Raw genomic sequence first — 25,328 nt, forward strand, 5'->3', positions numbered from 1 at the left:
CTTTTAATTCACCGGCCAAAACCTGGCGAATGGATTCAAACTCCGGTTCAGCCAACTGCTGCTTAATGGTTGAACGCTTTGGGATGGGCTGTATAATGTTTTACAACCTAGTTTTAGCCCCAGCGGCAATTCTATTTACCACTTCTACAGCCGTGCCTATATCCTCTTTAGTTATCCCCCTGTGTGTAACAAACCTGATTCTGTATGGGCCTGCAGAGTTAGCCAGAATCTGATGTTCATTTAGCTTTTCAATAAATTCCTCTGAATCCATTCCGAGCCCTTCAATGGAAAACATGATTATATTCGTTTCGACGCCTTCTGCGTCGATATCGATACCTTCTATAAGGGCTAACCTTTGTGCGAGTTTTTTTGCATGAACATGGTCTTCTTCCAATCGGCCAACCATTTCTTCCAATGCAACAATGCCGGCCGCTCCCGCAATTCCAGCCTGGCGCATGCCGCCACCCAACATTTTCCGCCACTTTCTGGCTTTTTCAATAAAATTCTTTGGACCTGCCAAAATCGACCCCATGGGGGCACTTAAGCCTTTGGATAAGCAAAACTGAACAGTATCTACAAGTTTTGTAATTTCCTTGGGATCAACACCTAAACCAACCGCTGCGTTGAATAATCGGGCTCCATCCAGATGGACAGGAATTTGATGCTGTCTTGAGATCTCGTAAACTTCTTCCATATAATTTAACGGCAGAATGCGTCCTCCCGAATCCCCATGGGTATTTTCCAGACAGATTAAAGCGGTCTTGGGACAGTGAATATCATCTTCCCGGATAGCCGCAACAATATCCGGAATCGGCATCTGGCCATTCACACCTTTGATCGTTCTTGCCTGAACGCCGGCGATGGTGGAAAGCCCTGCCGTCTCATAGCCGAAAATATGGGAGTATTCTTCTAAAATCACTTCATCACCACGTTGTGTATGGGATAAAACAGCCACTTGATTTCCCTGGGTCCCGCTCGTTACAAACAGGGCAGCCTCTTTTCCAACGATTTCAGCAGCAAGCTGTTCCAGATGATTGATTGTTGGATCTTCACCATAAACATCATCTCCAACAGCTGCATCGCGGATGGCGTCTCTCATTTTTTCAGTCGGCGTTGTCACTGTATCACTTCTCAAATCAATTGGCATTTGCCGGGCTCCTTCCAAATTGAGTTCATAAATCAATAGTAACAAAAACTGAATTTTTTCACATGTAATTTTTTGAAGGTTTTTACATAAGTGCCGGCGAAATGATTATATAGTCTTGAAAGGAGAGAGAGGAATATTGATGCAGATGCGAGCTCTTAAAGAAAATAGTGCATTGCCCGTCATTATGGCCCCGATGTTTTTAGTATCCAGCCCGCAAATGGTCATTAATGGCTGCAAATCAGGAATCATCGGCTCTTTTCCATTGTTGAATGCCCGTACGGCGGACGTGCTTGATCAATGGATGGAAGAAATTAAGCAGGAGTTGCAGGGGATAAAAGCAGCTCCATGGGCGGTGAATTTCATCGTACATCATACAAACAAGCGTTATGAGGAAGACTTGGCACTCATCAAGAAACATCAGCCGCCGATTGTCATTACTTCACTGGGAGACCCGAGTCCTGTCGTTCGTATCGTACATGAATACGGAGGTCTTATATTCTCTGATGTGATTTCCATTTTTCATGCAAAAAAAGCAGCTGAAAAAGGGGTGGACGGACTTGTTCTTGTCTGCAGCGGAGCGGGCGGCCATGCCGGAACCATCAACCCCTTTGCCTTTTTGGGTGCGGTGAAAGAATTTTGGAATGGAATCACGATTTTGTCGGGGGCAATTTCAAGCGGAAGGGATATCCTGGCAGCGGAGGCAATGGGAGCTGATTTTGCCTACATGGGGACCAGATTTATTACGGCAGAGGAAAGTTTCGCTTCGGTAGATTATAAAGAGATGGTGATTGACTCTACGCTCGATGACTTGATCTATACAGATGCCTTCAGCGGTGTGAAGGCCAACTATTTAAAGCCGAGCATCAGGAAAGCAGGACTTGATCCCGACAAACTGGAGAGCAAGGAACATGCTGATTTTTCAAAAATGAACACAACCGGGTCAAAAGCCTGGAAAGATATATGGTCGGCGGGTCAGGGAGTGAACACCATTCAAAAAATACAGCCGGTGAAGGAAATTGTGGCTGGGCTGAGGGAGTCATATAACCAAGCGAGAAAAGAATTATTGCAGGGAAAAGCAAACGAAAAAACTGAATGATTGGTCATTCAGTTTATTAAAAAAGCCTGATTGGGTACGATATATCACTATTGTGGGGCGGTCGGAGATGTCAGTGAAACAAAGCAAAAGGCTGGTCCGAAGGTAAAACATACCTTGGGGAATCATCCTTTTGCTTTGCATTATGATTTTTTGAACGACCTTTTACACGGCTGTTATTACATCTTTTGTTGCTTCATTCGCTGCCGGTGAACCTTGTCTATATTTCGATTGATCCGACTCACGGCCTGGGCATCAAGGTAAGTCTTATGCCCGCTTTGGTTAACAAGTCTTTTGGAAAACCTCACTTAGGGAACATGCTTTGTGAGGTCGATTTCAATTTCTATCCTTAATCCGCTCTACCTCCTCGAGTGTAAGACCCGTAATTTCCGCCACATCATCCGCTGATTCCCCTCTCCCCAGAAGCCTGACAGCGATTTCAACCTTGCCTTCTTTGATACCTACTTCGATTCCCTTCTTCTCCCCTTCCTTCATGTAGTACCTTGCTAAAAACGTATCCTTCATAGAAAGTCCCATCTGTACGGCCTCCTTTTTCAAGGTTGGCTCCATTTCCTGTCCTTAATCCGTTTTACCTCCTCGAGTGTAAGACCCGTAATTTCCGCCACATCATCCGCTGATTCCCCTCTCCCCAGAAGCCTGACAGCGATTTCAACCTTACCTTCCTTGATTCCCTCTTTAATGCCTTCTTTAATGCCTTCTTTGATACCTACTTCGATTCCCTTCTTCTCCCCTTCCTTCATGTAGTACCTTGCTAAAAACGTATCCTTCATAGAAAGTCCCATCTGTACGGCCTCCTTTTGAATGATTGGTTTCATTTCGTTGACCAGTTTCAATTCCGTTTCCTCCGGCAGCCTAAGAATATGGTCAATGAATACGAACAGCTTCTGTATAAATTCCCGTTTCATTTCTTTATTTATCATTTTATCCTGTAATAGCAATCTCATCAATTTCCGTTTGTATTGGTACTTAATATCAACATTCTTTTTGCTTTTTATCACGTACAGCCCGCCCAAAACGGCCAATGCAAAGGGATTTTCAGATTCTAAGAGTGTGGTTTCGGATTGTGAGGCAATGCGGTAGGTGTTATAGTTGTAGGTCAGCTCAGTACCCAGGAATTCATAGTGGAATAGATTGGCGTTGTACTTGGCGTCTTCGCCGGTGAACAGGGCAAGGGCATAAATCCTTTGATCGTATAGGTCCATAATCCGGTAAAAAGACTGGAACATCCGCTTTGGAAAAATCTTTTTGTAGTCGCCCTGAACTTCAATGTGGACATACACCCATTGTTCTTCGCCATTTTTCAACTGAAGTTTTACTAACTTGTCGGCGACACGCTGATTGCTGTCAGACTCGGGTAAAATGGTTTGAAGTTCCTGTTCCAGGAATTGAGGCGGAATGGTAAAGTCTACAAGCTCAAACAGTTCTGGGGAGAAAAACAGAAGAAACTCATCAAACAGTTCGGTAATGACATCTTTCCATAACTGGTCATAATTTGGTTGTTGACCCCTCAATAACACCAACACCTTTCTAATAGTTGTTGATGTTATAATTCGACATTCTTCCTGTGAATCCTTCATTAAATTAAAATGATATCGCCGCCTATTTCCTGGGAGAATTTTCATCATCCTCTTCCACTTTATATCATGTTAGCTCATTAACACATTGTCATTTATGACGAACTGAACGAACGATAAAGAAAATCATCGGTATAAAAACGACCGCCAAAAAGACGGGCAGAAACCAGATTCCGAGCGATTCTGCCTTTCCGCGCCCGACCTGAATCATATTCCAACTGATAGCAGCAAATAGAAAGATCATGATATTTTTGAGGACATTCAGCATCATTCTTGAGTTTTTATACTGGAATTCAATATTGTTTTCATTGAGATTCAAGTAATTATGCCACTCCGGATGTTTTTCCAGAAAGCTCATAAAAACGGTCAGCAAGCCGGCAATCACCGGCAGTATGATCAACTCCCATTTCGATCCCATGCGGGTGATATTTCCGGCTCCGTCATAGTGTCCAGGCACTTTAGCAGGCAGATCGTTCCAGGTCACCAGCAAATAAATGACCCATCCGCCGAAGACGAATGCGCCAACCCAATCGAGTATTTTTTCAAAAGCAGATTTTGGAATGTCGAGTTTTGGACGATTATAACTTTGCATGATTGACACCTCTTTTCTAATTACGGATGTACCCATAGTTGGTTTCATCGCTTTTTTAAAGCGTGCCTTCTCTTTTTTGCCAGAAAATTTTCTGATATCCCCCGAGAAAATATCTTTATACTACGCTGTTATCCAGCGGTGTTTTCGGAAAATCGTTTCCATACTAGAATAAAACAGCCTGATTCCATATTAGTATAGGAGTCAGGCTGTTTAATAGAGTTTGTTAGGAGACTGTTTTCCTGTCTTTAAAATCTCCCTTGAATTTTGAACACAATTTCTGCAAATAGGGAGGCGAATAAAAAGGTGCCCGTATAGACAACAATCGATATGATTACAATGCGCCAACCCAATTTCTTGAATGCGTCTATGTCTTTGCCTAGTGATAAACCTGCATAGGCAAGAATCGGTGTGGCGATGGCCATGAAGTCAATCTTAGATGTTTGTTCGACAATCCATCCGTTGCCAGGAAAAATAGGTGTTGTAGTAATGAGCGCAACAAGTGAAATCCAGACGACTGCCGGAATTTTAATGGGCAGATAGTTGGTAAGCGCCAGTCCGATGATTGTTATGATAACGATAATTAACATTCCCGGCAGTGCTTCAATCGGGTTGACCTTATAACCTACCCAGTTCCCAATGATGGCGATGATGCCAATCAATGACAGGATTTTTATTTTTTCAATCATTTTGCTGCCCCCTTGTCAATAGAGAGCTTATGGCGGCCAAGCTTCGGCTCCAACCAGTTATACAACCGGGCGGTGACTGGAAGGGAGAAAAATACACATATATAAGTCCCCAGTATTGTCGTAATCAAATTTGCTGCAGCAGCGAATAATGCGATATCGGCAGCATCATTCGGAAATGTAACAGCAAGAGCACCGGATGCTGCTGCCATCATGCTGCCCGATCCAACCCCCGCTCCCATTGCCAATGAGATGGGATGAAGGAAACCGAGACTTCCAAGGAAACCGGCCAGCAATGCCAAGTAGACGGCTCCGAACACTGTACCACATACATAGACGCCGAGCGCTCCCCTTCCTTCCGGCGAATCTGCGCCATATTTCTCGGCAATGAGGGCAAGATTCGGTTCACGGTCGATGGAAAACGTCGCTCCTATAGATTCCCGTTTCATTCCTAACAACAGGGCGATTGGCAATCCGATAATAATGGTGCCGATGACGTGTCCGACTTCTTGAAATGCCAGGGACAGGCCTGCCTCGAAAATTTTAGGCAAAGATGGCCCTAACATTGTACCGAGCTTGGCAACAAACAACATGAAGGAAATCCCAAGAATCGTTGCTGCGTTTTTCATTTGCTTTTGGGTCAATATTTTGAATTTTGGCCAGCTGACAATCCCTCCCCAAACCAATACATACAACATGGGAAATAAAGCGATCGTTCCGACGCCGACGTTGAATTGCTTGGAACCGATCCATTCACCTGCCGCCACAAACGCCAAAACGATCAAATGAAGCTTAATATTTTTTCTCACCCCAATACCCCTCCTTGTATACATATTGTTTAAGAACAAAATATCCGCTAGACACGGGTTTTCTCTTCTATTCCCAATTGGGCAATGACATCAAATATCGCGGTAGCATCTTGCTGTCCCTTTTGCAAATACTCCGCTATTTGGTATAACTGGCGGGCTGATTCACTTGCCATTGTTGGAATGCCCGTGTTTTCGGCTAAATTTCGATATAGATTCAAATCCTTCTTCATATTAAAAAGAGAAAATTTCACTTCTTCTGGAGTATTCTTTAATATATTAGGCCCAAACACCTCCATCACTTTTGTTTGTCCGGAACCTTTTTGAATGATGGCAGCCATTTTTTGTTTCGAAATCCCGGCTCTTTCCCCGGTCAAAAACGCTTCACTTATTAATGAAATGACGCCTCCAACAATCATATTATTGCATAGTTTTACAACTTGTCCGGATCCGCTGGGGCCAACATAATCTATACTCGTTCCGACGGCTTTTAAAATAGGCAAAATGGTAGGAAACTTTGCTTTACACCCGCCTACCATGATGGTTAGTGTACCTTCATCTGCTCCGGCAGGTCCTCCGCTCAAAGGGCAATCAAAATATTCCAAGCCATATTCTTTTGCCTTTTTAGACAAACTTCTTGTCAAAGCTACGTCATTGGTACTCATATCTAAAATGAAAGCTCCCTTTTTTAAAGCGCCAAACGCCCCTTCCTCCGGATCCGTCATTAGCTTTTCTATTAACTGGGGCGAGGGTAAGGACAAGAGCAGGACATCCACTTCTTTTGCCATTGTTCTGACATCTCTTTTTGCCTTTGCACCCATACTGACTAACTTTTGCACGGGCGCTTCGTTAATATCGTATACAGACACGCTATAATCGTTTTTCAACAAATTTTTGGCAATCCCTGATCCCATCAAACCACAGCCGGCCACTCCGATGCTTCTCACAAAGATCTCCCTTTCTTGGAACAGAGCTGCGTACCTCATGCGCAGCTCTCCCCTTCTTTTTAGAAAAAATTACGGTTTGATATAGACCGTTTTGTAATCTGTCCAAAAATCCAATGCGGTCGAACCTTGTTCCCGCGGGCCAATGCTTGAAGCCTTCTTTCCACCGAATGGATATTGGTTTTCAAAATAATTGGAAGGAATATTTACATGTGTGACACCTGATTCAATATTTCGAACAAAATGAAACGCCTTATTCAAATCATTTGTATAGATTGTGGACGAAAGCCCAAAATCGCTTTCATTCGCCAATTCCAACGCTTCTTCGTACGAATCCACCGTAGTGATGCCTATTACAGGACCAAAAATTTCTTCCCGGAATATGGTCATATCCTTTGTGACATTGCTGAATATGGTGGGAGCGACAAAATACCCCTTGTCCAATCCATTTTCTGTTAATCTCTTACCGCCATATTCAAGGACAGCCCCCTCCTCAATGGCAGAATTTACGTAATGTAAATAGGTATTTAATTGCCCTTCATCTACGACAGGGCCATTATCAACATTTTCCTCAAATCCGTCGGCGATCACCAACTTTTTTGCCCTGGCAACTAATTTTTCCGTTAATTCCTTTGCGATTGATTTAAGGACGATGACCCGGCTCGTTCCTGTACAGCGCTGCCCATTATCCAAAAAGCCGCTGATGACCAGATTTTCAACTGTTTCATCAATGTTGGCATCTTCCAAAATAATGGAAGGGTTTTTGCCGCCCATTTCCGCCTGCATTTTAGCTCCTCTTGTACTGACCGCTCTCCCTAATGCCAGACCTACATCTGTAGAACCGGTAAACGACACAGCTTTAATTTTTGGATGGTTCCCGATTGCATTGCCAATCACACCGCCCGGACCGGTCACCATGTTAATGACACCTGCCGGGACGCCTGCCTCTTCGAACAATTCGATAATTTTCACACTGATAAGCGACGTATTGCTTGCCGGCTTGAAAACGACAGTATTTCCCGCGATGATCGCCGGAGCGATTTTCCAAATTCCTATACCAAGCGGGAAATTGTATGGAGCAATCACACCCACGACGCCAAGCGGCTCACGGACCGTATAGGCAAAAATATCACTGTTGTGCGAAGGAATTGTTTCACCTGTCAGCCTTGTCGCTTCACCACTGAACTGTTTCATCGCTTCGATTGTTTTTTGCACTTCACCCCTGGCTTCCCGGAGAGACTTTCCAACTTCTTTCGTAATGAGAATGGCCAGCTCTTCTCTTTTTTCTTCCAGTAACTGAATTAATTTAAATAGCACATCTCCTCTTGTTGGGGCAGCGGTATTTGCCCATTCTTTGAATGCGTTTTCAGCAGAGGTAATCGCTGACTCCACATCCTCTTCATTGGATTGCTGGAAATATCCCAATACTTCCTCTGTATTGGCCGGATTGATGCTTGCATACGTCTCATTTGTACAGGACGGCACCCATTTGCCGTTTATATAATTAAAATAAATATTGCCCACAGGGTCTCCTCCTTATAGTTGTTTTCTATAACATCATAAATCTTAAAATTCACAAAATAAATGTGGCAAGCAACAAAAATCATTCATCTTTTTTGTTGCTTGCCACATACAATCGAAAGGCAATCACTAAATCGATCCAGTCTTTTTCATTGTTAAATTCAATTTGCAATACTTCTTCTATTTTTTTCAAACGATAGTAAAGAGTGTTGGAATGAATATGCAACATTTCAGCCGTTTTCTTATGGTTCTTGTTCAATTCAATGAAAATTCGCAATGTATCAATGAAACTTTCATCAAGATTATAAAGTTGCTGCAATTGATCATTCATGAACATATCCAATATATCTTTATCTACTTCATATAAGAGGCGCTCTATTCCCAATTTTGCGTATTCGACTATTTGAACATTATGCAGTTTGGCGTAGCCGATGGAACGGAGCGCTTCTTTATAGGATATGGATAAATCATGAATTGTCGTTTCTCTGCCGACGCCGTAATATATATCTTTCTCGTTTTTCCACAGCGTTTGGATGCCATTGATCAACTCTTTTATGTTTTTCTGCTTGAACTTGGGAATAATCATAATTAATTGAAACGCGCGAGTAAAAATTAAACTGTGGAGACCGACAGAAGATGAAATCCGTTCAATCGATTTGACAAACCTCTCTTTGTCAATCAACCGTTCCGCTTCCCATAGCGGATGGTCTCTTCCCTCCAAAATCATGCATTGAACAATCCAATCCTCATCCCACTTGACATATCGCAATGCGTGCTGCAGGTCGCTGCCTGATTTCCCTTCCAATAATTGATTAAAAACCTGCTCGCGGAAATGTATTTCTTTTTCATAAATAGCATTATCTTTAATAAGCTCTAAAGCAATTGAAAGACTTGCTTGTTCAATGGCAATTTGATCCATTTCTGAAAAAGATGGAAACGGCCTGCCCAACATTAATACACCTAGTATATCGTCTCCCCTTCTGATCGGAAAAGCATTGGCCTCGTCCCTTTCATTTACGTGTGTATAAAATACCACGGGGGATGAAATCATTCTTTCCAACAAAGAGATAATATTCTTGATTCCCCGTCCCTCTATAATCAACTGATAAAATTGGTTGTGTATGGCGATGGAGCGCTTCAGCAGTGTATTCTTCTCTTTTAAATTTTTATATACATTTGCGTTATCTATGGCGATGGCGCTCTGATCGGCCACCACCTTAATGACCTGCATATCCTCTTCCGTAAAAACACCATTTTGATTGTAATTGTTGACGGCCACTACACCTAAACAACGGTCTTTATTGATAATCGGTACACAAAACATGCTCCTGATTTTCCTTCTTCTTACCCCTTCATAATAATGACGGTAATTTTCATCCGTCATATTCTCCATATATTCATCTATTTCTTGCTCGGAAGTGAATAATTTTGACTTTTTTTCGATAAAAATTTTACCCGTAATCGACTCACCAGGAGAAAACGCGACCTTTTTTAATTGTTCTTTGTCAACCCCCTCTCCTTTCGCAAATTTCAATTTGTTTGCCTTTTTATCATACAAATAAATAATAAGGACATCAGACACATCGATCAATGCTCTCGCCGCAACAATGACACGATGCAAAATTTCCTCTAACTTTAAAGACTGGGTCAACATCTTGTTTATTTCCAGCAGCTTTTTTGTTTTATAAATGTTCATGATATTGTGCCCCTCCCCTCTCCTTTAGCCAGTTAATGCCTGATTAAGACGAAAAGCAGGAGGAATGATTCCCCCTGCTTTTGATCATCTTTATTCAACTACACGTCTGACAACGCCTTTAAAGGCAGCTTTCCAATACGAATTGTTCATGGAGTCAATAGACACGCCATGAGAGCTGTTGTCGTTCAAGAAAGTTCCATTGCCAAGATAAATGCCGACATGGCCGTTTGTCTTGTAGGTATCAAAGAAGACAAGGTCGCCTCGTTTCATTTCAGAAGCGCTGACAGCTCTTCCCTGATTGACAAGCTGGCTTGTTGTCCAGCCAAGATTCACACCAGCCGACGCATAGGCCCAATGGACAAACGAAGAACAGTCAAATCGCCTGTTTTGGATATCGGCTGCAGATCTGCCTCCTCCCCATTTATACGGAGAACGGCCGACAATGGAAGAGCCCGTGCTGATGGCAGTTTCAATAGCGGATGATCCTTTTTTCACTGTAGGTGCTGATGGCTGGCTTTTTTGGACTGTTCCGCTGTTGGATGATGCAACAGATTTTGGTTTTGCTTTATGTCCGGCTGCAGTTGCCGGTGCACCAGCTTTTTCTGCCGGCCCTGCGTTACCTGCTTCACCAGTTGCTCCCGTTTCTTGCATTTCTTGCGATTCTTGCGTTTCTTCCGCCGCTGCAACAGCAGCTTTTTCTTCTTCCGCTTTCTTTGCTTCTGCTGCAATTATGGCAGCTTTTTGGTTCTCAAGATCCACCAATTCTTTGCTGGCTTCACTTTGCTGCTCTTTCATAGCGGCAAGCATGCTGTTTTTATCGTTTACCTGATATGTAAGCTGTTCTTTAAGTTCTTTTATTTCAGCCAGTTCGCTCTGGATCTTTTCCAATTTCTTTTTTAATTCCGCTTCAGAAGCTTCCAATGTTTGTTGGTCTTTCTTCTGCTCTTCGAGGATCTTTTTATCAGCGTTAATAATCTTGGTCAATGCCATCGTCCGGTCAACCAAATCACCGAAGCTTTCGGCCTCAAGCACTACATCAAGGTAGTTGGTCGAGCCTTCGTTTTGTTGGACGGCGCGGGCCCGTTTTTGCAATACCTCAAAGCGCTTCTCAAGACGCTCTTTTACTTCGGCAATATTCTTTTCCAGCTGCTTCACTTCTTCTTTCGTTTTGGAAATATTTTTTTCGGCCCCAGCTATTTTGTTATTCGTTTCATTTACTTTGTCATTTAATTTTCCCAAAACATCATTGATTTCCCGTTCTTTTGCCTGCAAAGAAGAAATCTCCTGCTTTTTCGCCGAAATCTCTTGATCCAAATTCTCATTGGCAAATGCTCCACTGTTCGGAAAAGACGCAAATAACAGACTTGTACCAAGCACGGATACTAGTAATCTTTTTTTCAATTTTATTTTTCCCCCTGTGAAATCGTTCCAACTATGTATCTAGTAATCTTTGTACGATAAAAAATTCCTTTTTTGTTAAAAATAAATATATCCGACAACTATTGATAATCCAGATAGATTATAACATCAAATTTCGACAGAGTGACTTTACAATCACCTTTCATTATTGTTTCAAACATGTTACAAATATTTCCTTTATACCCATACAGCGGCTGCCCACCTGGAAATGAACAGAAATCCGATATTTTGGGCCTTTCCCTTCAACTTGTTACTCGGGTGTTTTGGTTTCAAAAGAATTGTGGGCAAATTGACAAAAAAAACCTGGAACTAGGCGTTAAGACGATTGCTCCAGGTTTTTTCTATTCCTTTTTTCTTGCATATGTTTGGTGTGGGCGCTTCCCCATTCGTGCATCACATTCAAGACAGGCTGAAGGCTTTTGCCGTACTCGGAAATCGAATATTCCACTTTTGGCGGTACTTGTGGATATACCACTCTGTCGATAATATCTTCCGTTTCCAATTCTCTCAACTGTTTCGTCAGCATTTTTTGCGTGATGTCCGGCATTAATCTCTTCAATTCACTGAATCGCAAAGTTCCTTCATTGAACAGATGCAGTAAAATAATCGGTTTCCATTTTCCCACTAAAATACTTAAAGCTTCGTCAACTTTACAGAACTCTGTTTTCATCTTTTTAGCAGCCCCTTAATTAGTATCTTTTTATATACTATAGCACTTTTAAGTGCGTACTTCTATTTATATTTAGTTTATTTAATAATAGCCTATATAATCTCCGGTTGAAAACGGAAGGGAGGAATCAAGATGGAAAGAAAAAATATCTTATCAAGAGGTATCAGGAGTGTTAAAGATATCTTTTACCGGAAAAATTCACCGACTCATAAAGCGGGATTAATAATTGAACCTGGAAATTGGGAAGAATATGATCCGTTTTTGTTGATGGCAGAAGACTTTTTCCAACGGGGTACATTCGGAATGCATCCGCACCGCGGAATAGAAACAGTAACGTACGTGATTAGTGGAAAACTTGAACATCGTGACAATAAAACTGAAGGCGGGGTATTAATGCCAGGAGATGTTCAATGGATGACAGCAGGAAGAGGAATTATCCATTCCGAAGAACCGGCAGTTGGAGAAACTGTTCATTCACTCCAGCTATGGGTAAACCTTCCAGGCGATAAAAAAATGACTGAACCACGTTACCAGAATATGCGAGCGCAGGATATGCCGGTCCGACATGAAGAGGGGGCCATCATTCGAGTCTTTTCCGGAGCATCAAAGGGAGTCAAGGCAGACACGAAAAATCACGTTCCGGTTACAATGGTTGAGATGATACTTGAACCTGACAGTACAGTCATACAGGATCTTCCCGGCAGCTATAATGGTTTCCTTTATATACTGGAAGGAAAAGGAACATTCGGCAGCGGGAACACGGAAGGGAAGAAAGGACAGGTTCTTTGGCTTGAACGCGGGGATGCTACTTGTCCGAGCGAAGTGAAGGTTCGCGCCAATGAAAAATTGCATGTCCTTTTATACGCCGGACAACCGATTGGAGAAACAGTTGTAGCACGCGGGCCATTCGTGATGAATACGGAAGAAGAGATTGTACAGGCATATCAAGATTACAGGGAAGGAAAATTCGAGTAAAAAACCGGGCTCATCTTCTATTAGTATCTTTTTATATACTATGCCACTTGTAAGTGCGTACTATTTATTTTAATTTATATGCTCTATAATATACTTGGATTTTCAAAAAATCATCACCATTCACATAAGGAGCTGTACATCATGAGAATTAAAGTTAAAGCAATCATTGGGAGCACAAGCTCCACTTCATATAACCTGAAGCTGGTTGAATTTATGAAAAGCCGTTATGCGGACCAACTGGACATCACACCTGTATTCATTAATGAACTTGAGATGTTTTCAGTTGATTTGGAAGGCAATGTACCAGCCAATGTCAAGGAGTTTAAAGATAATGTAAAAGATTCGGATGCTGTTTTATTTGCAGTTCCTGAATATAATTTCTCCATTCCTGGCGCTTTGAAAAATGCAATTGACTGGTTATCACGCGGCGGAGATTTCACGATCAAAGACAAGCCCGCTTTTATCATTGGTTCTTCCATGGGAGTGTTGGGCAGTGTGCGTGCACAGATCCACTTGAGGGAAATCCTTTCAAACCCGGCCCTGTCACCTGTTTTATTGCCGGGCAATGAAGTGTATATCGGATCGGTTCATGAAAAACTAAACGAAGCCGGAGAACTCATTGACCAAGGTACGATCGGCTTCTTGGATCAGGTTGTCAATAATTTCATAGAATTTTATCATAAAAATAATAATAAAGCGGCCGCTCTTGTTTAAAAAACAGGAGTTTAAAATAAAAAAAAACGGACCAGATCAAAGGACTGGTCCGTTTTTCATGTCATTATACATCCTTTAGGCCTTATTAAATCGGTGGGGCGGAAATCTCGTTGAGATGACCGGTTAAGCCCGGCTTTTCGGATAATTTAACAATAATCTTAATTTTGGCTTGAACAAAAGATTAAGCATTAATAGTTTTTAATGCTATAAGTATCATCGCTTCTCCCTGAAAAGAATGAATTTGATTATTTTCCATTTCAATTGAGAAAAAATTGATAACTTCTCTGGGTGAGGCTATCATGTAGTTGTTTAATTCCTCTTTGGCTTCGGAAGAAAGATTCATTGTTTTACACCATTCATCAAATACAAAGCGCTTCTTAAAGGTAAGAAACGTTTGAATAGAAAATCCTTTTTCCTCTATCCAGGAAATCCATTCTGATTTTTTATATGCCCGGTAATGACTGGGATCTCTCTTTTTTTCAACCTCATTATAAAATTGGTCAAAATCATCTAATTCCGGTGATACATTATCGACTAAGATGAACATACCCCCATCGGTTAGAACCCGAAAGGATTCACCGATAAACCGTTTAACATTCGGAAAATGATGGGGAGCCACTCTGCATGTAACCACGTCATAACTTTTGTCCCCAAACGGTAAATCTTCAGCATCTCCTTGTACAAATACAACGTTATCGTGTCCATTTGACTCAATAAATTCCTTAGCCTGGGCCAACATTTTTGGAGTTAAGTCTAGAGCTGTGACAGTCTTAACAAAAGGGGCCAATGCATTTGCCACGTGACCGCCGCCTGTCGCGACATCAAGCAAAACCTTATCTTTCCCACCCTTTACTACTTCCCTAATGAAATCAAGGTCTTTGCCCTTGGCATGGATTTGACTTATAACATAGTTCCTTGCATTGGATCCGAATTGATTAATAACCATTTTTTTGTTATCCATTTTATCACCTCCACTTTCAGTATTCATCACGAATGCAAAAACTCCTGTCAAAAGACAGGGATTCATATAATTAGTTTACCTTTTACAGTAAAAAAAGCTTCCCACAAATATAAATATCTGTGAGAAGCTTGAAAGCTGCTTATTTTTATATCAGTGTCTAAGGAATAATTAACATAACCCATGCCTGTATCGCCAATTTTAAAGAGGAAAAACTACTTTTTCTTTTCCACTCCTGTATTGGAAAAAATAATTTTTCCATCAAAGACCGTTAATTGAACCTTTGCGTCCGGTATTTCCTCAGTAGGTATTTCAAACAAATTCCGGTCCAATACAACGATATCCGCAAGCTTCCCTGCTTCCAGTGTACCCAGCTCGTGCTCTCTGAATGAACCGTAGGCGGATCCGGCTGTATAAGCTTTCAATGCATCGGCTAGAGTGATGCGCTCATGCGGATGCCACACTTCTTCTCCGCTGCTGTCAATTCTCGTAACCGCCCGATGGATTTGCACAAGCGGATCCAGCACATCAATTGGGAAATCTGTTCCGAACGCCAGATTTGCGCCGGTTTCTTGCAATGTACGAATCGGGAATACATATTTCTCCCGCTCCGGGCCAATTCGGTCGGTATAGACACCCCGCTCAGACATGGCAAAGTGATCCGGCTGCATCGATACTGTGACACCGAGCTCTTGGAACCGAGGAATGTCATCGGGATGAATCACTTCCACATGCTCGACGGAATGGCGGGAATCCCGCTTGCCGTTGACCTTTTGTGCTTCTTCGTAAGCATCGAGGGCTAGACGAATCGCTCCATCCCCAATGGCATGGAAGCGGATGCTGAAACCTTCTTTATCCGCATCAACAACCCATTTTTTGATCGTATCAGCAGGGAAGGATGTCTCTCCGCGTGTTTCCGGCTGATCTGCATAAGGTTCGAGCAAGTAAGCCGTACGGGCGGTAATGACCCCATCGATAAACTGTTTCAATCCTGACATACGGAGTTTGTCCGATTGATACGTATCCCGCAATTTTTTGGCGCGTTCCAGATCACCGTTTAATGCAGGCCATACATGAATGCGTGTTGTCAATTCTTCTTTATCTTCAAATTCCTTGAAAAGCTCATAATCATAAAGCATTTCCATGGATTCTGTTGCAAATAAGTCATGGACAGAGGTGATCCCTAAACTTGCAGCATGAGTGGAGAAATCCTTAAAGAGTTCTCTCTTTTGTTCTTTAGTAAAATCATACGCATGCCGGATCACCGCATCCATTGCTTTTTCATATAAAATACCATTTGGTTCTCCGTTTTCATCTCTTCCAATTATGCCGTAGGGAGGATTCTCCGTATGGCGAGTGATATTGGCAATCTCCAGTGCTTTCGAATTGACCCATACATAATGTCCTTCCGCATGATACAGAAGGGCTGGACGGTCCGGAAGTATGCGATCCAATGAATGGCGGGTCGGCAATTCTTGAGTGTCCCAGTACCCCGCATCCCATGTAGAACCGATGATCCAGGGTGCTTCTGGCCGTGATTCGGCAAATTCACGAATGATCTCCAACGCTTCTTCCTCTGATCGGGCAGGGAATAAATCGGCGCTGTTCATCGTAACTGCTCCATCCATCAGGTGAAGGTGGAAATCGTGAAATCCTGGCATAATCAATTCGTCATGAAATTGATGGATTTTCGTATTCTCGCCTATATAAGGCTTAATCTCCTCATCGGAACCAACCGCTACTATTTTATTATCTTTAATTGCTATGGACGCTGGCTCCGGTTGGTTTGAAAGCCCTGTAAAAACAGCATTGCTTGAAAGTACCATATCCGCTGATTGTTGACTCATTTCTCATCAATCCTCTCAATATTAGATTAATTTGCTTCTTCAAAAGAAAGTTCCGGGGGCGGTTGTCTAAACATTTTTGTAAGGTATAACAGGTATAAGAATCCAAGCGTAAGCCAACTTCCTCCCAGCATCAGCGAATGGATGTCCAACATGACCATAATTGAACCCGTAAGTAAAGCACCAATCAATGGAATAATAAAATATCGAATGGTTCCCATAATGGATCTCTGTTTTTTTCGGAAGAAATAGAGAGCGATCACCGAAATATTTACCATCGTAAAAGCAAATAATGCACCAAAATTGATAAGAGATACAGCAGTCGTAAGACTTAAGAATAGAGAGCTTAAAGCAATGGCTCCAATAATGATTATGTTAAAGACAGGTGTGCGATATTTAGGTGAAAGATATCCAAATATTTTTGTGGGAAGGACACCTTCACGTCCCATTGCATATAGAACACGAGAAGCGCTTGCTCCTGACGCGACAGCTGACGAAAATCCTGCCATGATTCCTTCAGCAAGAACATAACTTGTCAAAAGGTTGCCCCCGATAAACATGGCAATTTCCATATAGGCAGCTTCCGGATTATTAAATGATTGGTATTCCGGCCAAATAAGCTGTAAGAAATACGAACCAATAATATAATATACTCCGCCAATGATTGTAACGAGATAAATAGCTCTTGGCAGATTCTTTCGAGGGTTTTTCGTTTCTTCAGAGAGTGTCGTTACCGCATCAAACCCTAAAAAGGAAAAGCATAAAATCGGAATTACCGACATGAAATTAGACGCTTCCACATTTGAATCAATAAACGGGAAGATGGAAAGCAGTGTCCCTGCACCTTGACCGTTTAGAAGCCCCTTAATTGAGAAGACAACGAATAGCGTCAGCGTACAGAATTGCAGGACCAAAAGAGCTGTATTAAATTTTGCCGCTACTGTTATGCCAAGTATATTGATAATAGTAACTATAATGATAAAGAGAATGATCCAAATCCATATAGGGATTGAAGGGAAATAGGCCTTCATTGCTATTCCTAACAGTAAAGCACTAATCATTGGACTGAACACATAATCCAGTATGATTGTCCAACCTACGAGAAAACCCACGTGAGGGTTTAGAGACTTTTGTGTAAATGTATAGGCCGCACCTGCATTCGGGAAGGCTTTCACCATTTGCGTATAGCTGTAGGCCGTAAATAACATAACGATTAAGGCAACAAGATAAGCGGTTGCGACCATTCCATTCGTGATATCCGCGGCGACACCATATGTTGAAAACAAAGTTGTTGGCGCCATAAAGGCTAATCCAAAAAACACAACATATTTTAATGAAAGCGACCGTTTAAGGGTTGGTGTGTTTGTATCATTCATTTGTCATTCCCCCATGCTGCAATTTTCTATTGATGTTATCACCCGGAGTGCCGGTTATTATTTTGAAGGTACCTTAGCATGATCATAAACGACTTTCCCATCAACAATCGTCAACTGTACCTTTGTATCGGGTATTTCTTCCACAGGCATTTCAAAGAGGTTGCGTTCCAAGACAACGATATCCGCAAGCATGCCTGCTTCCAATGTCCCCAGCTCGTGTTCTCGGAATGTACCGTAGGCGGGGCCGGCTGTATAGGCTTTCAGCGCTTCGGCAAGTGTGATTCGCTCATGCGGATGCCATACCGTATCCCCACTGCTGTCGATTCTTGTTACCGCCCGATAAATTTGGAGAAGCGGATTCAGTACATCAATGGGGAAATCCGTTCCGAATGCCAAATTTGCTCCTGTTTCTTGCAATGTACGAATCGGAAAAACGTATTTTTCCCGCTCGGGGCCGATCCGGTCTGTGTAAACATCCCTTTCTGACATGGCAAAGTGATCAGGCTGCATGGAAACAGTGACACCAAGCTTTTTAAAACGGGGAATATCATCAGGATGAACCACTTCTACATGCTCCACAGAATGGCGGGAATCCCGCTTGCCGTTTGTCTTTTGTGCTTCTTCGTAGGCATCCAGTGCGAGACGGATCGCTCCATCCCCAATCGCGTGAAAGCGGATGCTGAATCCTTCTTTATCCGCATCGACAACCCATTTTTTGATCGTATCAGGAGGGAAGGACGTCTCTCCGCGTGTTTCCGGCTGATCCGCATAAGGCTCGAGTAAATAAGCCGTGCGAGGGGTTATGACACCATCGATAAATTGTTTCAGCCCCGACACCCGGAGTTTATCCGATTGATACGTATCCCTCAGTTGTTTGGCATGTTCCAGGTTGTCATTTAATACAGGCCATAAATGAATGCGTGTTGTCAATTCCTCTTTGTCTTCAAATTCTTTGAAAACATGAAGCGCTTCTATTGTTTTTAACCCATGCAAGTCATGGACGGCAGTTATCCCCAAGCTTGCAGCGTGTTTCAAGAAATTTGAGAACATCTCTCTTTTTTGTACATCTGAAAAATCAAATGCATGACGGATCACCGCATCCATTGCTCTTTCATATAAAATACCATTCGGTTCTCCATTTTCATCTTTACCAATTATGCCGTATGGAGGATTTTCCGTATGACGAGTGATATTGGCAATCTCCAGCGCTTTCGTATTCACCCATGCATAATGGCCTTCCGCGTGAAACATGAGTGCCGGGCGGTCAGGAAGGATACGGTCCAACGAGTGGCGGGTAGGCAGCTGCTGTGTATCCCAGTAACCCGCATCCCATGTAAATCCGATTACCCATTGGGTTTCCGGTTTTGATTCGGCAAACTCCCGAATCATTTTTACTGCTTCATCTTCCGAACGCACTGAGAACAGGTCGACACTATTCAGGGCAACCGCCCCCTGCATTATATGAAGGTGGAAGTCATGGAATCCCGGCATAATCAATTGATCTTTAAATTGATATATTTTCGTATGGCTGTCTGCATACTGTATAATTTCCTCTTTAGAACCAACCGCAATTATTTGTTTCCCTTAATCGCGATTGAAGCGGATTCAGGTTGGTTGGAAAGTCCGGTAAAAATTTTATTGCCCGAAATAATTATTTCGGCTGATGCTTTATTCATCATCTGCCATTCCTTTCATTTTAATTGCATTTCCTTGAAGCAAAATTCCTTCAATGCAAGGAAGCGCTATCAACGATTTCTATGTATATATCATAAAGTCTCGTCTTACCCGAGAGTCAAGAAGAAAAGCGCAAGGCGTCCTCTTATCACAGTAAAAAAAGCACAAAAACACCCCCCGAAATGATAATGCTGTCATTTTGAGGGCTGTTTTTGGCTCACATGCTTTGAATAGGAATTTGTATTTCATAAAAAGCTTCGTCGTATTGGTCTGTCAAAGAAACATCAACCTGCATAATTCTAACGGCGTCGCCGGTTATGACATAGTTATAAGTATCGCAATAATCCAGCAGCTTTGTCAGCTTTGCCATCATCTTCTCTCTAACGATCCCACCATAGTAGGAGCATACATATAATCCTTTTTCTAACTTTTGAGTCGGCTTCTCTGATTTTTCATCCTCCACAAGGATAAATAATTTCGATTGATATTTGCTGAGGTTCTGGGAAAAATCAGAAGTTTGGCGTATTTCATCAAAATATTCCTTCTTGATAAAATCACCAAATTTATTGCTTGCTATAACCGGTATGATTCCACCGGCCATTTTTTCGAGTTCCAAGAATCCAAGATAAAGGTTTTCCTTATCATCCCAATTTACAGGTCTATCCAGCTGAATATATTCCCTTTCCTCAAATTGTCGGATTATAATATCCGAATCCCTGTAACTATCGCTGAAATATTGAATATTATTTATCCGGTTCTTCAAAATATCATGTACATTTTGCAGTTCTTTTATTTTTTCCTGGATATTGTCCATTGATTTTTGAAGTAATTGAACTGATTTTTTAACATTGCGATTGGTTAGAAACTGCTTGATTTCATCTAAGGAAAAACCGATTTTCCTTAATTCTTTTATCGTACCGAGAACTTCATATTGATAGATGGAATAATATCGATAGCCAGTTTTAGGGTCAATATGATATGGCTTTAGCAGGCCAATTTTATCGTAATGACGCAACGTATCTACCGTTACGTTTCTCAGCTTGGCCATCTCTCCTATACTCAACTTTTTTTGCATTGCTTTTTCCCCTTTTAATTGATTAGCGATAAAGTGAAACTTCAATCAGTGGGGGTTTTCTTCATCCCCCACTGATTGTTAAATGAACGAATCGGGCTTTTACGGGCAGTTGATTTCCCACCTAATCTACTCCGATTCCTCTAGAGTTTTGAGGTGGGAGTCTTACTGCCCGTTAATGCGGGATAAAAATAAAGATCCCAACGGAAAATGTTGCAACCAATACGATAAAAGGCTATCACAGATAGCTTAGAAAAGTAACTGAAACGAAAACAGCTTATCCAACTGATGAGTCCCTAAAGAAGATTATCTATTTGGCTACAATGGATCTCCCAAAAAGCAAACAAAAAAGAGGAACACATTGTCCCTCCCTTTTTGGCAGAATCCCATTAGGTGCCCGGGTTGCTCCAAGCATTGCCCTATCCCCCAATGGGCAAGAGCTTGTTAGAAGTATTGCCCCAGCTGCTGAAAGAAAATTCCAATTGTACAAATTAATTTAGACTCCGTGGAGGGAAAAGCGCCCGATTCTTTAACAAATGGATTCCCTTCAATCATTCCCGATTTTATTATTTTGATTGTATAATGCTTCCATTCCTTTTCCTATTTCTTCGATAAAAGACTCTTCTTCCGGTGTTAAAAAAGTAGGAAATTGAAAATTTATCACATCTGACTCCATTAACTCTTGGGCTTTTTCAAGTTGCTCTGCCAGTTCTTCTTTATCATCGACATGCCTTGTTGCCATTTCAGTCAGTTTTATTAGAATATCAAAAGCTTCAGGTGATTGCGGTGAAGCACCTTCTTTCATCAGCTTTTTTAGAGAAGCCAGCCATTCCAACATTTCTGCGTCAAGCTGTTGGCGATGTTTTTTCGAAAGAGAAAAGAATTGATTAGCTGTCTCATCATCTGAAAAGTATTCTTTCACCCATTCCTTCTGATCTTCTTCGTGTTCTATCTGAAAAAGCAAAGAGCTTAAGACTGGCCATGTAACTAGTTTTTCTTCGTTCATTAAGCGTTGCACATGTTCTACTGCTTCAATGGCTCGATTTAATTCGTCTCTCTTTTTTGTCAGAAGCTTATGTTGCAGAGGTAAAGACTTTTCCAATTGGTTAAATGCATTTGTATCATTCCCGATTAGATTTTTGATTTCCTGCAAAGAGTACCCTAAAAATTTTAATGACTGAATTTGTTGCAGTTTCGCCAGCTCCGCTAATCCATACAATCTATGGCCGGAGCTATTTTTCCGCGATGGTACGAGTAATCCTAATTCCTCATAAAACCGTAATGTTCTTACTGTTATCCTTGCTCTTCTTCCAAACTCTCCAATTGTAAACATTGGTTCATTACTTTCCATAAAGCCACCCCTCCGTACTGATCATAATTTTAGATTAGCATATGACGTAACGGAGGGAGCAAGCCGGAAAACGATACACCGGAGTTCTGCAATACATACACCCTGTCATTTCCAGACACTCTTTCGTTCCGACCGCTTGACAAACTTCCCGGACATCGCTTTGACCCGCGCTTTTAACAATAGCTTTCTGCCTTCCACATTTCTTGTGAAAATGGCGCATGCCCGTCCGATTTTCTTTTCCCACTTCTTTACAAAAAGCTCCACATACTCCTTTTTGCGCCCAATTTCATCTGGGATGGCGTGGTAATCATGGCGGACAACCCTCTTATTCCCCGACGTCCGGTGAAGGATATATCTGGGATTTTCTATAGGATCAAGAAACTGCTGCAGGGATTGCAAAAATAGCTTTTGTTCGTAGGGTGTCCCTCTTTCAAGGGAACAACTGATCATGCCGTTTGGCAATTCCTCCGCCACTACTTTATTTTGATCCGGCGGTGTTTCGATGCTGCCGATCTCATACAGGACTTCATAAATGATCCGGCCTGCGGTTTGTAAACTTGATTCGATCGTTGCATTATCGGCCAAAATCCGGACAGCCTTCCACCAATAAGGTGCAGAAAATATGACTCCCGCAGCAAAGGCAATACCCAGCATTGGCAACAGGTTGTCAGACCCTCTATTAGCGGTTGCCACGGCGGCTTCGTACAATGTGCCTATGATGATAGATGCCGTGATGATCTGCAACGTTCTCAATGTATGCTGGTATAAAAATGGTCTCGGAACAGAGTCCCTTCCCACATCCACTTGTTCCCTTTTCTTTTCACCCAGATTGGTCGCTTTCTGCCACCTTTCAAATAAAGCCGACTTGTTCGTTGCCCGCTTCATCATGAGATGATTGACCTTCTTTGTTTTTTTGGTTGAATATGGCGGCGACGGAAACCTAAGGCGCTCTATCCCCGAAACGATAATCGGAAATTCCTCATCCAATCCGCTCAATGATTTAAACCGCCTGTTCAATGAGGTATAATCGTATCCTCCATCAAACGTGATTGGATCAACACATACCAGGTGCCAAATATTGGCGCATTTTTGAGGATCGGACTTGTCCGATCGGATTGCCCTCCCCCTCATTTGATTGGTCAACATGAATGATCCGACATAGGAGGCCAAAACGAGCGTGTTTACGCTGGGCGCATCCCACCCTTCCCCCAGCAGAGCTGTCGTGCCCACAAGCGTATCAATGTGTCCTTCTGAAAAGATGGCCGTGATGACTTTGACAGCCTCTTGCCTGGACACCCCTGTAACAATCACTTCGCTATATGCCGGATCGATCTGCAATGGCTGTGCCGAAAAATCCAAGCCGAATGAATGCAATTGGGGGACTGCTTGGGTTGGAATGATCACGATCGATCCGGTTAGAACACCGAGCCGGCAACGATTTTTCAATTGCCTTCTCAGGGTTTCAAAAATTGGAATGACACCCAGCCGATTGAGGGTTTTCAGATCTTGATCCGCTTTTGGCAAGTCGTCTTTATAGATATAGTCAGCCAGCACAACGAGCCGGAGTCCATCCCCTTGCGCTTGCTTTTCAAACGAAACGATGTCCGTTATGCTTTGCAGCTTCGAAGCACTTTGCAATAAAGTCCGCTCCATCGCTTTCGTTGCTGTCAAACGGACATTCCTCCGGTCAAGCGCCCCGATTCCGGATAACCTTTTTCTGATGCTTTTTACCGGCTCGTTTTTCACATCCACATGTGGATCGCGATAGAGGAGCCCGCCAAGCAATTCTTCCATCCACTCTACGGTAAACGCCGGCAAGTCTGTCAGTTTTTCTTCCATTTGTTGAAAAGGCGATTGCCAACGGTCGCTGCCAACCTCTTTTAAAAATAAAATAATGGAAATAAAATACCCATAATTCGCCAACTTCTCTTCGATATATTCTTCCGATTCAACCCACGGATGATTTTCCAGGAGCCTTACCAACTCTTCATTTTCTTTCAGCTCTTGGATAAACTGCGTTACTTCATCGCGATATGTACGGATCGGCCCCTCTTCCTTCGGGGTGGGAACAGACATCCAAACATAGTCCTGGTGGGGACACAGATCGCCTTCCCTGACCAATGCTGCAATATCGATTTCCTCATCAATGGGCCCGCACAATTCAATATATTTATCCCATTCTGCCGAATTTACATCGTATGGCGGCGTGGCAGTCAATGCAACGACTGCCGGATGATCCAACTGATCACGAAACTTCATAGTCGTTTTCCACCAGCTTGTTCTCAGATGATGCGCTTCGTCCAGGATCAGCGTTTGAAAATTTTGCCGAAGCAGCTTTTCCAATGCCTCATCTTTCACAGAAGCCTCAATTTCATTCTGTTCCCGTTCGAAATCATCCAGATCCGAATCGCTGCCTGCCTCTTTTTCCTTGCTGTCCAATAAAGCATGCAGCCCTTGATAAGTGGTCACCGTCACAAAAGCCGGATTCCTCAAATCCGTCGAAATCCATTCAGGCTGCTCCGGCTTTTGCAGGAACAGCTCCGTAAAGCGATCGACCCACTGATTTCGAATGGCAAGTGTCGGGGACACAATGAGCGTCGGTTTATTCAACCGCAGCATGACCTCCAGGCCAAGTACCGTTTTTCCTGACCCCGGCGGAGCAACAAGATGTAAATGATCGTTTTCCAAATGTGTTTCCAGATGTTCCAATACCTCGCGTTGATAACTGCGCCACGGATAACAAAATTTGATCCCTGCGGGAAATTGCTTCATTTTCTTCACCAACCTAAGTGCAATCTGCTGCCTATCATTTTAGCAAATATGGAAAGTCCGTTCATAGACACAGATTTCCATACGTATATTAGTATTATGATAGATTCTCCGGCATTTCAACAACTCTATGACTGCTTCCGGTTGATCCAAGTGGATATAATGACCGGCATCCTTGACAACGATATGTTTGCGATTTTCACGCGATAGATTCTCTTGCCTAAAACGCCTGTGATAATAACTGAATTATCTTATGAAAAGATTCATGACGCCTTGTGATGGTGGTTTATCTCAACAATGTGGCTTTTATTGGGACTAATCCCTATTAGGGAAAAGCCCCGGATTGTGGAATAAAGAGGGTTTATTCGTGTATTCATTCCTAATCACCAACGCAATTATCATAAAATAAATACTGAAATCAGTAAACTG

The 25,328-nt window shown here is 42.5% G+C and carries 20 protein-coding genes and 1 pseudogene; 3 read left to right on the forward strand and 18 right to left on the reverse strand.

The genetic code is table 11. From position 1 onward, the window contains the following. Positions 1-100 precede the first annotated feature (100 nt). The gene (gene ltaE, locus D4N35_RS10750; RefSeq protein ID WP_120073387.1) at positions 101-1,147 is read right to left on the reverse strand and encodes a low-specificity L-threonine aldolase; all 1,047 of its coding nucleotides are present in this window, start codon (positions 1,145-1,147) and stop codon (positions 101-103) included. A 139-nt stretch (positions 1,148-1,286) separates the two neighbouring features. Here ltaE and D4N35_RS10755 point away from each other — a divergent pair, with 139 nt between their 5' ends. Continuing rightward, positions 1,287-2,243, forward strand: a complete 957-nt coding sequence (locus tag D4N35_RS10755) for an NAD(P)H-dependent flavin oxidoreductase (RefSeq protein WP_120073389.1) — start codon at positions 1,287-1,289, stop codon at positions 2,241-2,243. A gap of 333 nt (positions 2,244-2,576) precedes the next feature. On the opposite strand, the gene D4N35_RS10760 is transcribed toward D4N35_RS10755, so the two are convergent. The 10 genes from D4N35_RS10760 to D4N35_RS10805 form a co-directional block, all read right to left on the reverse strand. Then, positions 2,577-2,777, reverse strand: a complete 201-nt coding sequence (locus D4N35_RS10760; protein WP_128205405.1) for an RpnC/YadD family protein — start codon at positions 2,775-2,777, stop codon at positions 2,577-2,579. Between the two features lie 17 nt (positions 2,778-2,794). Next, positions 2,795-3,772 (reverse strand): RpnC/YadD family protein, encoded by a 978-nt coding sequence (locus D4N35_RS10765; RefSeq protein WP_120073393.1) that lies wholly within the window; start codon positions 3,770-3,772, stop codon positions 2,795-2,797. Between the two features lie 154 nt (positions 3,773-3,926). Further along, on the reverse strand, positions 3,927-4,427 hold the full coding sequence (locus D4N35_RS10770; RefSeq protein ID WP_120073396.1) for a DUF1648 domain-containing protein: 501 nt from the start codon (positions 4,425-4,427) through the stop codon (positions 3,927-3,929). A 245-nt stretch (positions 4,428-4,672) separates the two neighbouring features. Beyond that, positions 4,673-5,113, reverse strand: coding sequence for a hypothetical protein (locus tag D4N35_RS10775; RefSeq protein WP_235870362.1), 441 nt, complete (start codon positions 5,111-5,113; stop codon positions 4,673-4,675). After that, the gene (locus tag D4N35_RS10780) at positions 5,110-5,919 is read right to left on the reverse strand and encodes a DUF3100 domain-containing protein (protein ID WP_235870363.1); all 810 of its coding nucleotides are present in this window, start codon (positions 5,917-5,919) and stop codon (positions 5,110-5,112) included. The genes D4N35_RS10775 and D4N35_RS10780 overlap by 4 nt, the downstream gene beginning before the upstream one ends. A 47-nt stretch (positions 5,920-5,966) precedes the next feature. Next, the gene (locus tag D4N35_RS10785; RefSeq protein WP_120073398.1) at positions 5,967-6,902 is read right to left on the reverse strand and encodes an NAD(P)-dependent oxidoreductase; all 936 of its coding nucleotides are present in this window, start codon (positions 6,900-6,902) and stop codon (positions 5,967-5,969) included. Between the two features lie 30 nt (positions 6,903-6,932). Then, a complete protein-coding gene (locus tag D4N35_RS10790) occupies positions 6,933-8,384 on the reverse strand; it encodes an aldehyde dehydrogenase family protein (RefSeq protein WP_120073400.1) in 1,452 nt (483 codons plus the stop codon). Positions 8,385-8,463: 79 nt separating this feature from the next. After that, complete coding sequence (locus tag D4N35_RS10795) at positions 8,464-10,077, reverse strand: helix-turn-helix domain-containing protein (RefSeq protein ID WP_120073402.1); 1,614 nt, start codon at positions 10,075-10,077, stop codon at positions 8,464-8,466. Between the two features lie 90 nt (positions 10,078-10,167). Next, on the reverse strand, positions 10,168-11,478 hold the full coding sequence (locus D4N35_RS10800; RefSeq protein WP_120073404.1) for a C40 family peptidase: 1,311 nt from the start codon (positions 11,476-11,478) through the stop codon (positions 10,168-10,170). 334 nt (positions 11,479-11,812) lie between these two features. Next, positions 11,813-12,166 (reverse strand): winged helix-turn-helix transcriptional regulator, encoded by a 354-nt coding sequence (locus D4N35_RS10805; protein WP_120073406.1) that lies wholly within the window; start codon positions 12,164-12,166, stop codon positions 11,813-11,815. Between the two features lie 132 nt (positions 12,167-12,298). On the opposite strand from D4N35_RS10805, the gene D4N35_RS10810 reads away from it, so the two are divergent. After that, positions 12,299-13,141 carry a pirin family protein gene (locus tag D4N35_RS10810; RefSeq protein WP_120073408.1) on the forward strand — a complete coding sequence of 281 codons (843 nt, stop codon included), beginning with the start codon at positions 12,299-12,301 and terminating at the stop codon, positions 13,139-13,141. Between the two features lie 141 nt (positions 13,142-13,282). Next, positions 13,283-13,855: an NADPH-dependent FMN reductase gene (locus D4N35_RS10815; RefSeq protein WP_120073410.1), complete on the forward strand. Its 573-nt coding sequence runs from the start codon at positions 13,283-13,285 to the stop codon at positions 13,853-13,855. 181 nt (positions 13,856-14,036) lie between these two features. On the opposite strand, the gene D4N35_RS10820 is transcribed toward D4N35_RS10815, so the two are convergent. The 7 genes and pseudogenes from D4N35_RS10820 to D4N35_RS10850 all read right to left on the reverse strand — a co-directional run bounded on the left by D4N35_RS10820 (position 14,037) and on the right by D4N35_RS10850 (position 24,902). Then, positions 14,037-14,816, reverse strand: coding sequence for a class I SAM-dependent methyltransferase (locus tag D4N35_RS10820; RefSeq protein ID WP_120073412.1), 780 nt, complete (start codon positions 14,814-14,816; stop codon positions 14,037-14,039). A 212-nt stretch (positions 14,817-15,028) separates the two neighbouring features. Beyond that, positions 15,029-16,660: an amidohydrolase gene (locus D4N35_RS10825; protein WP_120073414.1), complete on the reverse strand. Its 1,632-nt coding sequence runs from the start codon at positions 16,658-16,660 to the stop codon at positions 15,029-15,031. 26 nt (positions 16,661-16,686) lie between these two features. Continuing rightward, complete coding sequence (locus D4N35_RS10830; protein WP_120073416.1) at positions 16,687-18,033, reverse strand: APC family permease; 1,347 nt, start codon at positions 18,031-18,033, stop codon at positions 16,687-16,689. A 57-nt stretch (positions 18,034-18,090) separates the two neighbouring features. After that, positions 18,091-19,709: pseudogene (locus D4N35_RS10835) on the reverse strand (amidohydrolase). Positions 19,710-19,924: 215 nt separating this feature from the next. After that, positions 19,925-20,782 carry a MerR family transcriptional regulator gene (locus D4N35_RS10840; protein WP_120073419.1) on the reverse strand — a complete coding sequence of 286 codons (858 nt, stop codon included), beginning with the start codon at positions 20,780-20,782 and terminating at the stop codon, positions 19,925-19,927. A gap of 544 nt (positions 20,783-21,326) precedes the next feature. Continuing rightward, entirely contained in the window at positions 21,327-22,130 is an 804-nt protein-coding gene (locus tag D4N35_RS10845; protein ID WP_120073423.1) for a MerR family transcriptional regulator, read from the reverse strand. Positions 22,131-22,235: 105 nt separating this feature from the next. Then, entirely contained in the window at positions 22,236-24,902 is a 2,667-nt protein-coding gene (locus tag D4N35_RS10850; RefSeq protein ID WP_120073425.1) for a DEAD/DEAH box helicase family protein, read from the reverse strand. Positions 24,903-25,328: the final 426 nt, after the last annotated feature.

The organism is Siminovitchia fortis, from assembly GCF_003605365.2.
In the GTDB taxonomy this organism is placed as follows: Bacteria; Bacillota; Bacilli; order Bacillales; family Bacillaceae_C; genus Siminovitchia; species Siminovitchia fortis.

What these genes read in the sequence shown, in the direction of transcription:
- D4N35_RS10810 (WP_120073408.1), top strand. Translation starts at nt 12,299, where the DNA reads ATGGAAAGAAAAAATATCTTATCAAGAGGTATCAGGAGTGTTAAAGAT.
- D4N35_RS10760 (WP_128205405.1), bottom strand. Translation starts at nt 2,777, where the DNA reads ATGGGACTTTCTATGAAGGATACGTTTTTAGCAAGGTACTACATGAAG.
- D4N35_RS10815 (WP_120073410.1), top strand. Translation starts at nt 13,283, where the DNA reads ATGAGAATTAAAGTTAAAGCAATCATTGGGAGCACAAGCTCCACTTCA.
- D4N35_RS10785 (WP_120073398.1), bottom strand. Translation starts at nt 6,902, where the DNA reads ATGAGGTACGCAGCTCTGTTCCAAGAAAGGGAGATCTTTGTGAGAAGC.
- D4N35_RS10775 (WP_235870362.1), bottom strand. Translation starts at nt 5,113, where the DNA reads ATGATTGAAAAAATAAAAATCCTGTCATTGATTGGCATCATCGCCATC.
- D4N35_RS10770 (WP_120073396.1), bottom strand. Translation starts at nt 4,427, where the DNA reads ATGCAAAGTTATAATCGTCCAAAACTCGACATTCCAAAATCTGCTTTT.
- D4N35_RS10850 (WP_120073425.1), bottom strand. Translation starts at nt 24,902, where the DNA reads ATGAAGCAATTTCCCGCAGGGATCAAATTTTGTTATCCGTGGCGCAGT.
- D4N35_RS10825 (WP_120073414.1), bottom strand. Translation starts at nt 16,660, where the DNA reads ATGAGTCAACAATCAGCGGATATGGTACTTTCAAGCAATGCTGTTTTT.
- D4N35_RS10755 (WP_120073389.1), top strand. Translation starts at nt 1,287, where the DNA reads ATGCAGATGCGAGCTCTTAAAGAAAATAGTGCATTGCCCGTCATTATG.
- D4N35_RS10820 (WP_120073412.1), bottom strand. Translation starts at nt 14,816, where the DNA reads ATGGATAACAAAAAAATGGTTATTAATCAATTCGGATCCAATGCAAGG.
- D4N35_RS10840 (WP_120073419.1), bottom strand. Translation starts at nt 20,782, where the DNA reads ATGCAAAAAAAGTTGAGTATAGGAGAGATGGCCAAGCTGAGAAACGTA.
- ltaE (WP_120073387.1), bottom strand. Translation starts at nt 1,147, where the DNA reads ATGCCAATTGATTTGAGAAGTGATACAGTGACAACGCCGACTGAAAAA.
- D4N35_RS10845 (WP_120073423.1), bottom strand. Translation starts at nt 22,130, where the DNA reads ATGGAAAGTAATGAACCAATGTTTACAATTGGAGAGTTTGGAAGAAGA.
- D4N35_RS10795 (WP_120073402.1), bottom strand. Translation starts at nt 10,077, where the DNA reads ATGAACATTTATAAAACAAAAAAGCTGCTGGAAATAAACAAGATGTTG.
- D4N35_RS10805 (WP_120073406.1), bottom strand. Translation starts at nt 12,166, where the DNA reads ATGAAAACAGAGTTCTGTAAAGTTGACGAAGCTTTAAGTATTTTAGTG.
- D4N35_RS10830 (WP_120073416.1), bottom strand. Translation starts at nt 18,033, where the DNA reads ATGAATGATACAAACACACCAACCCTTAAACGGTCGCTTTCATTAAAA.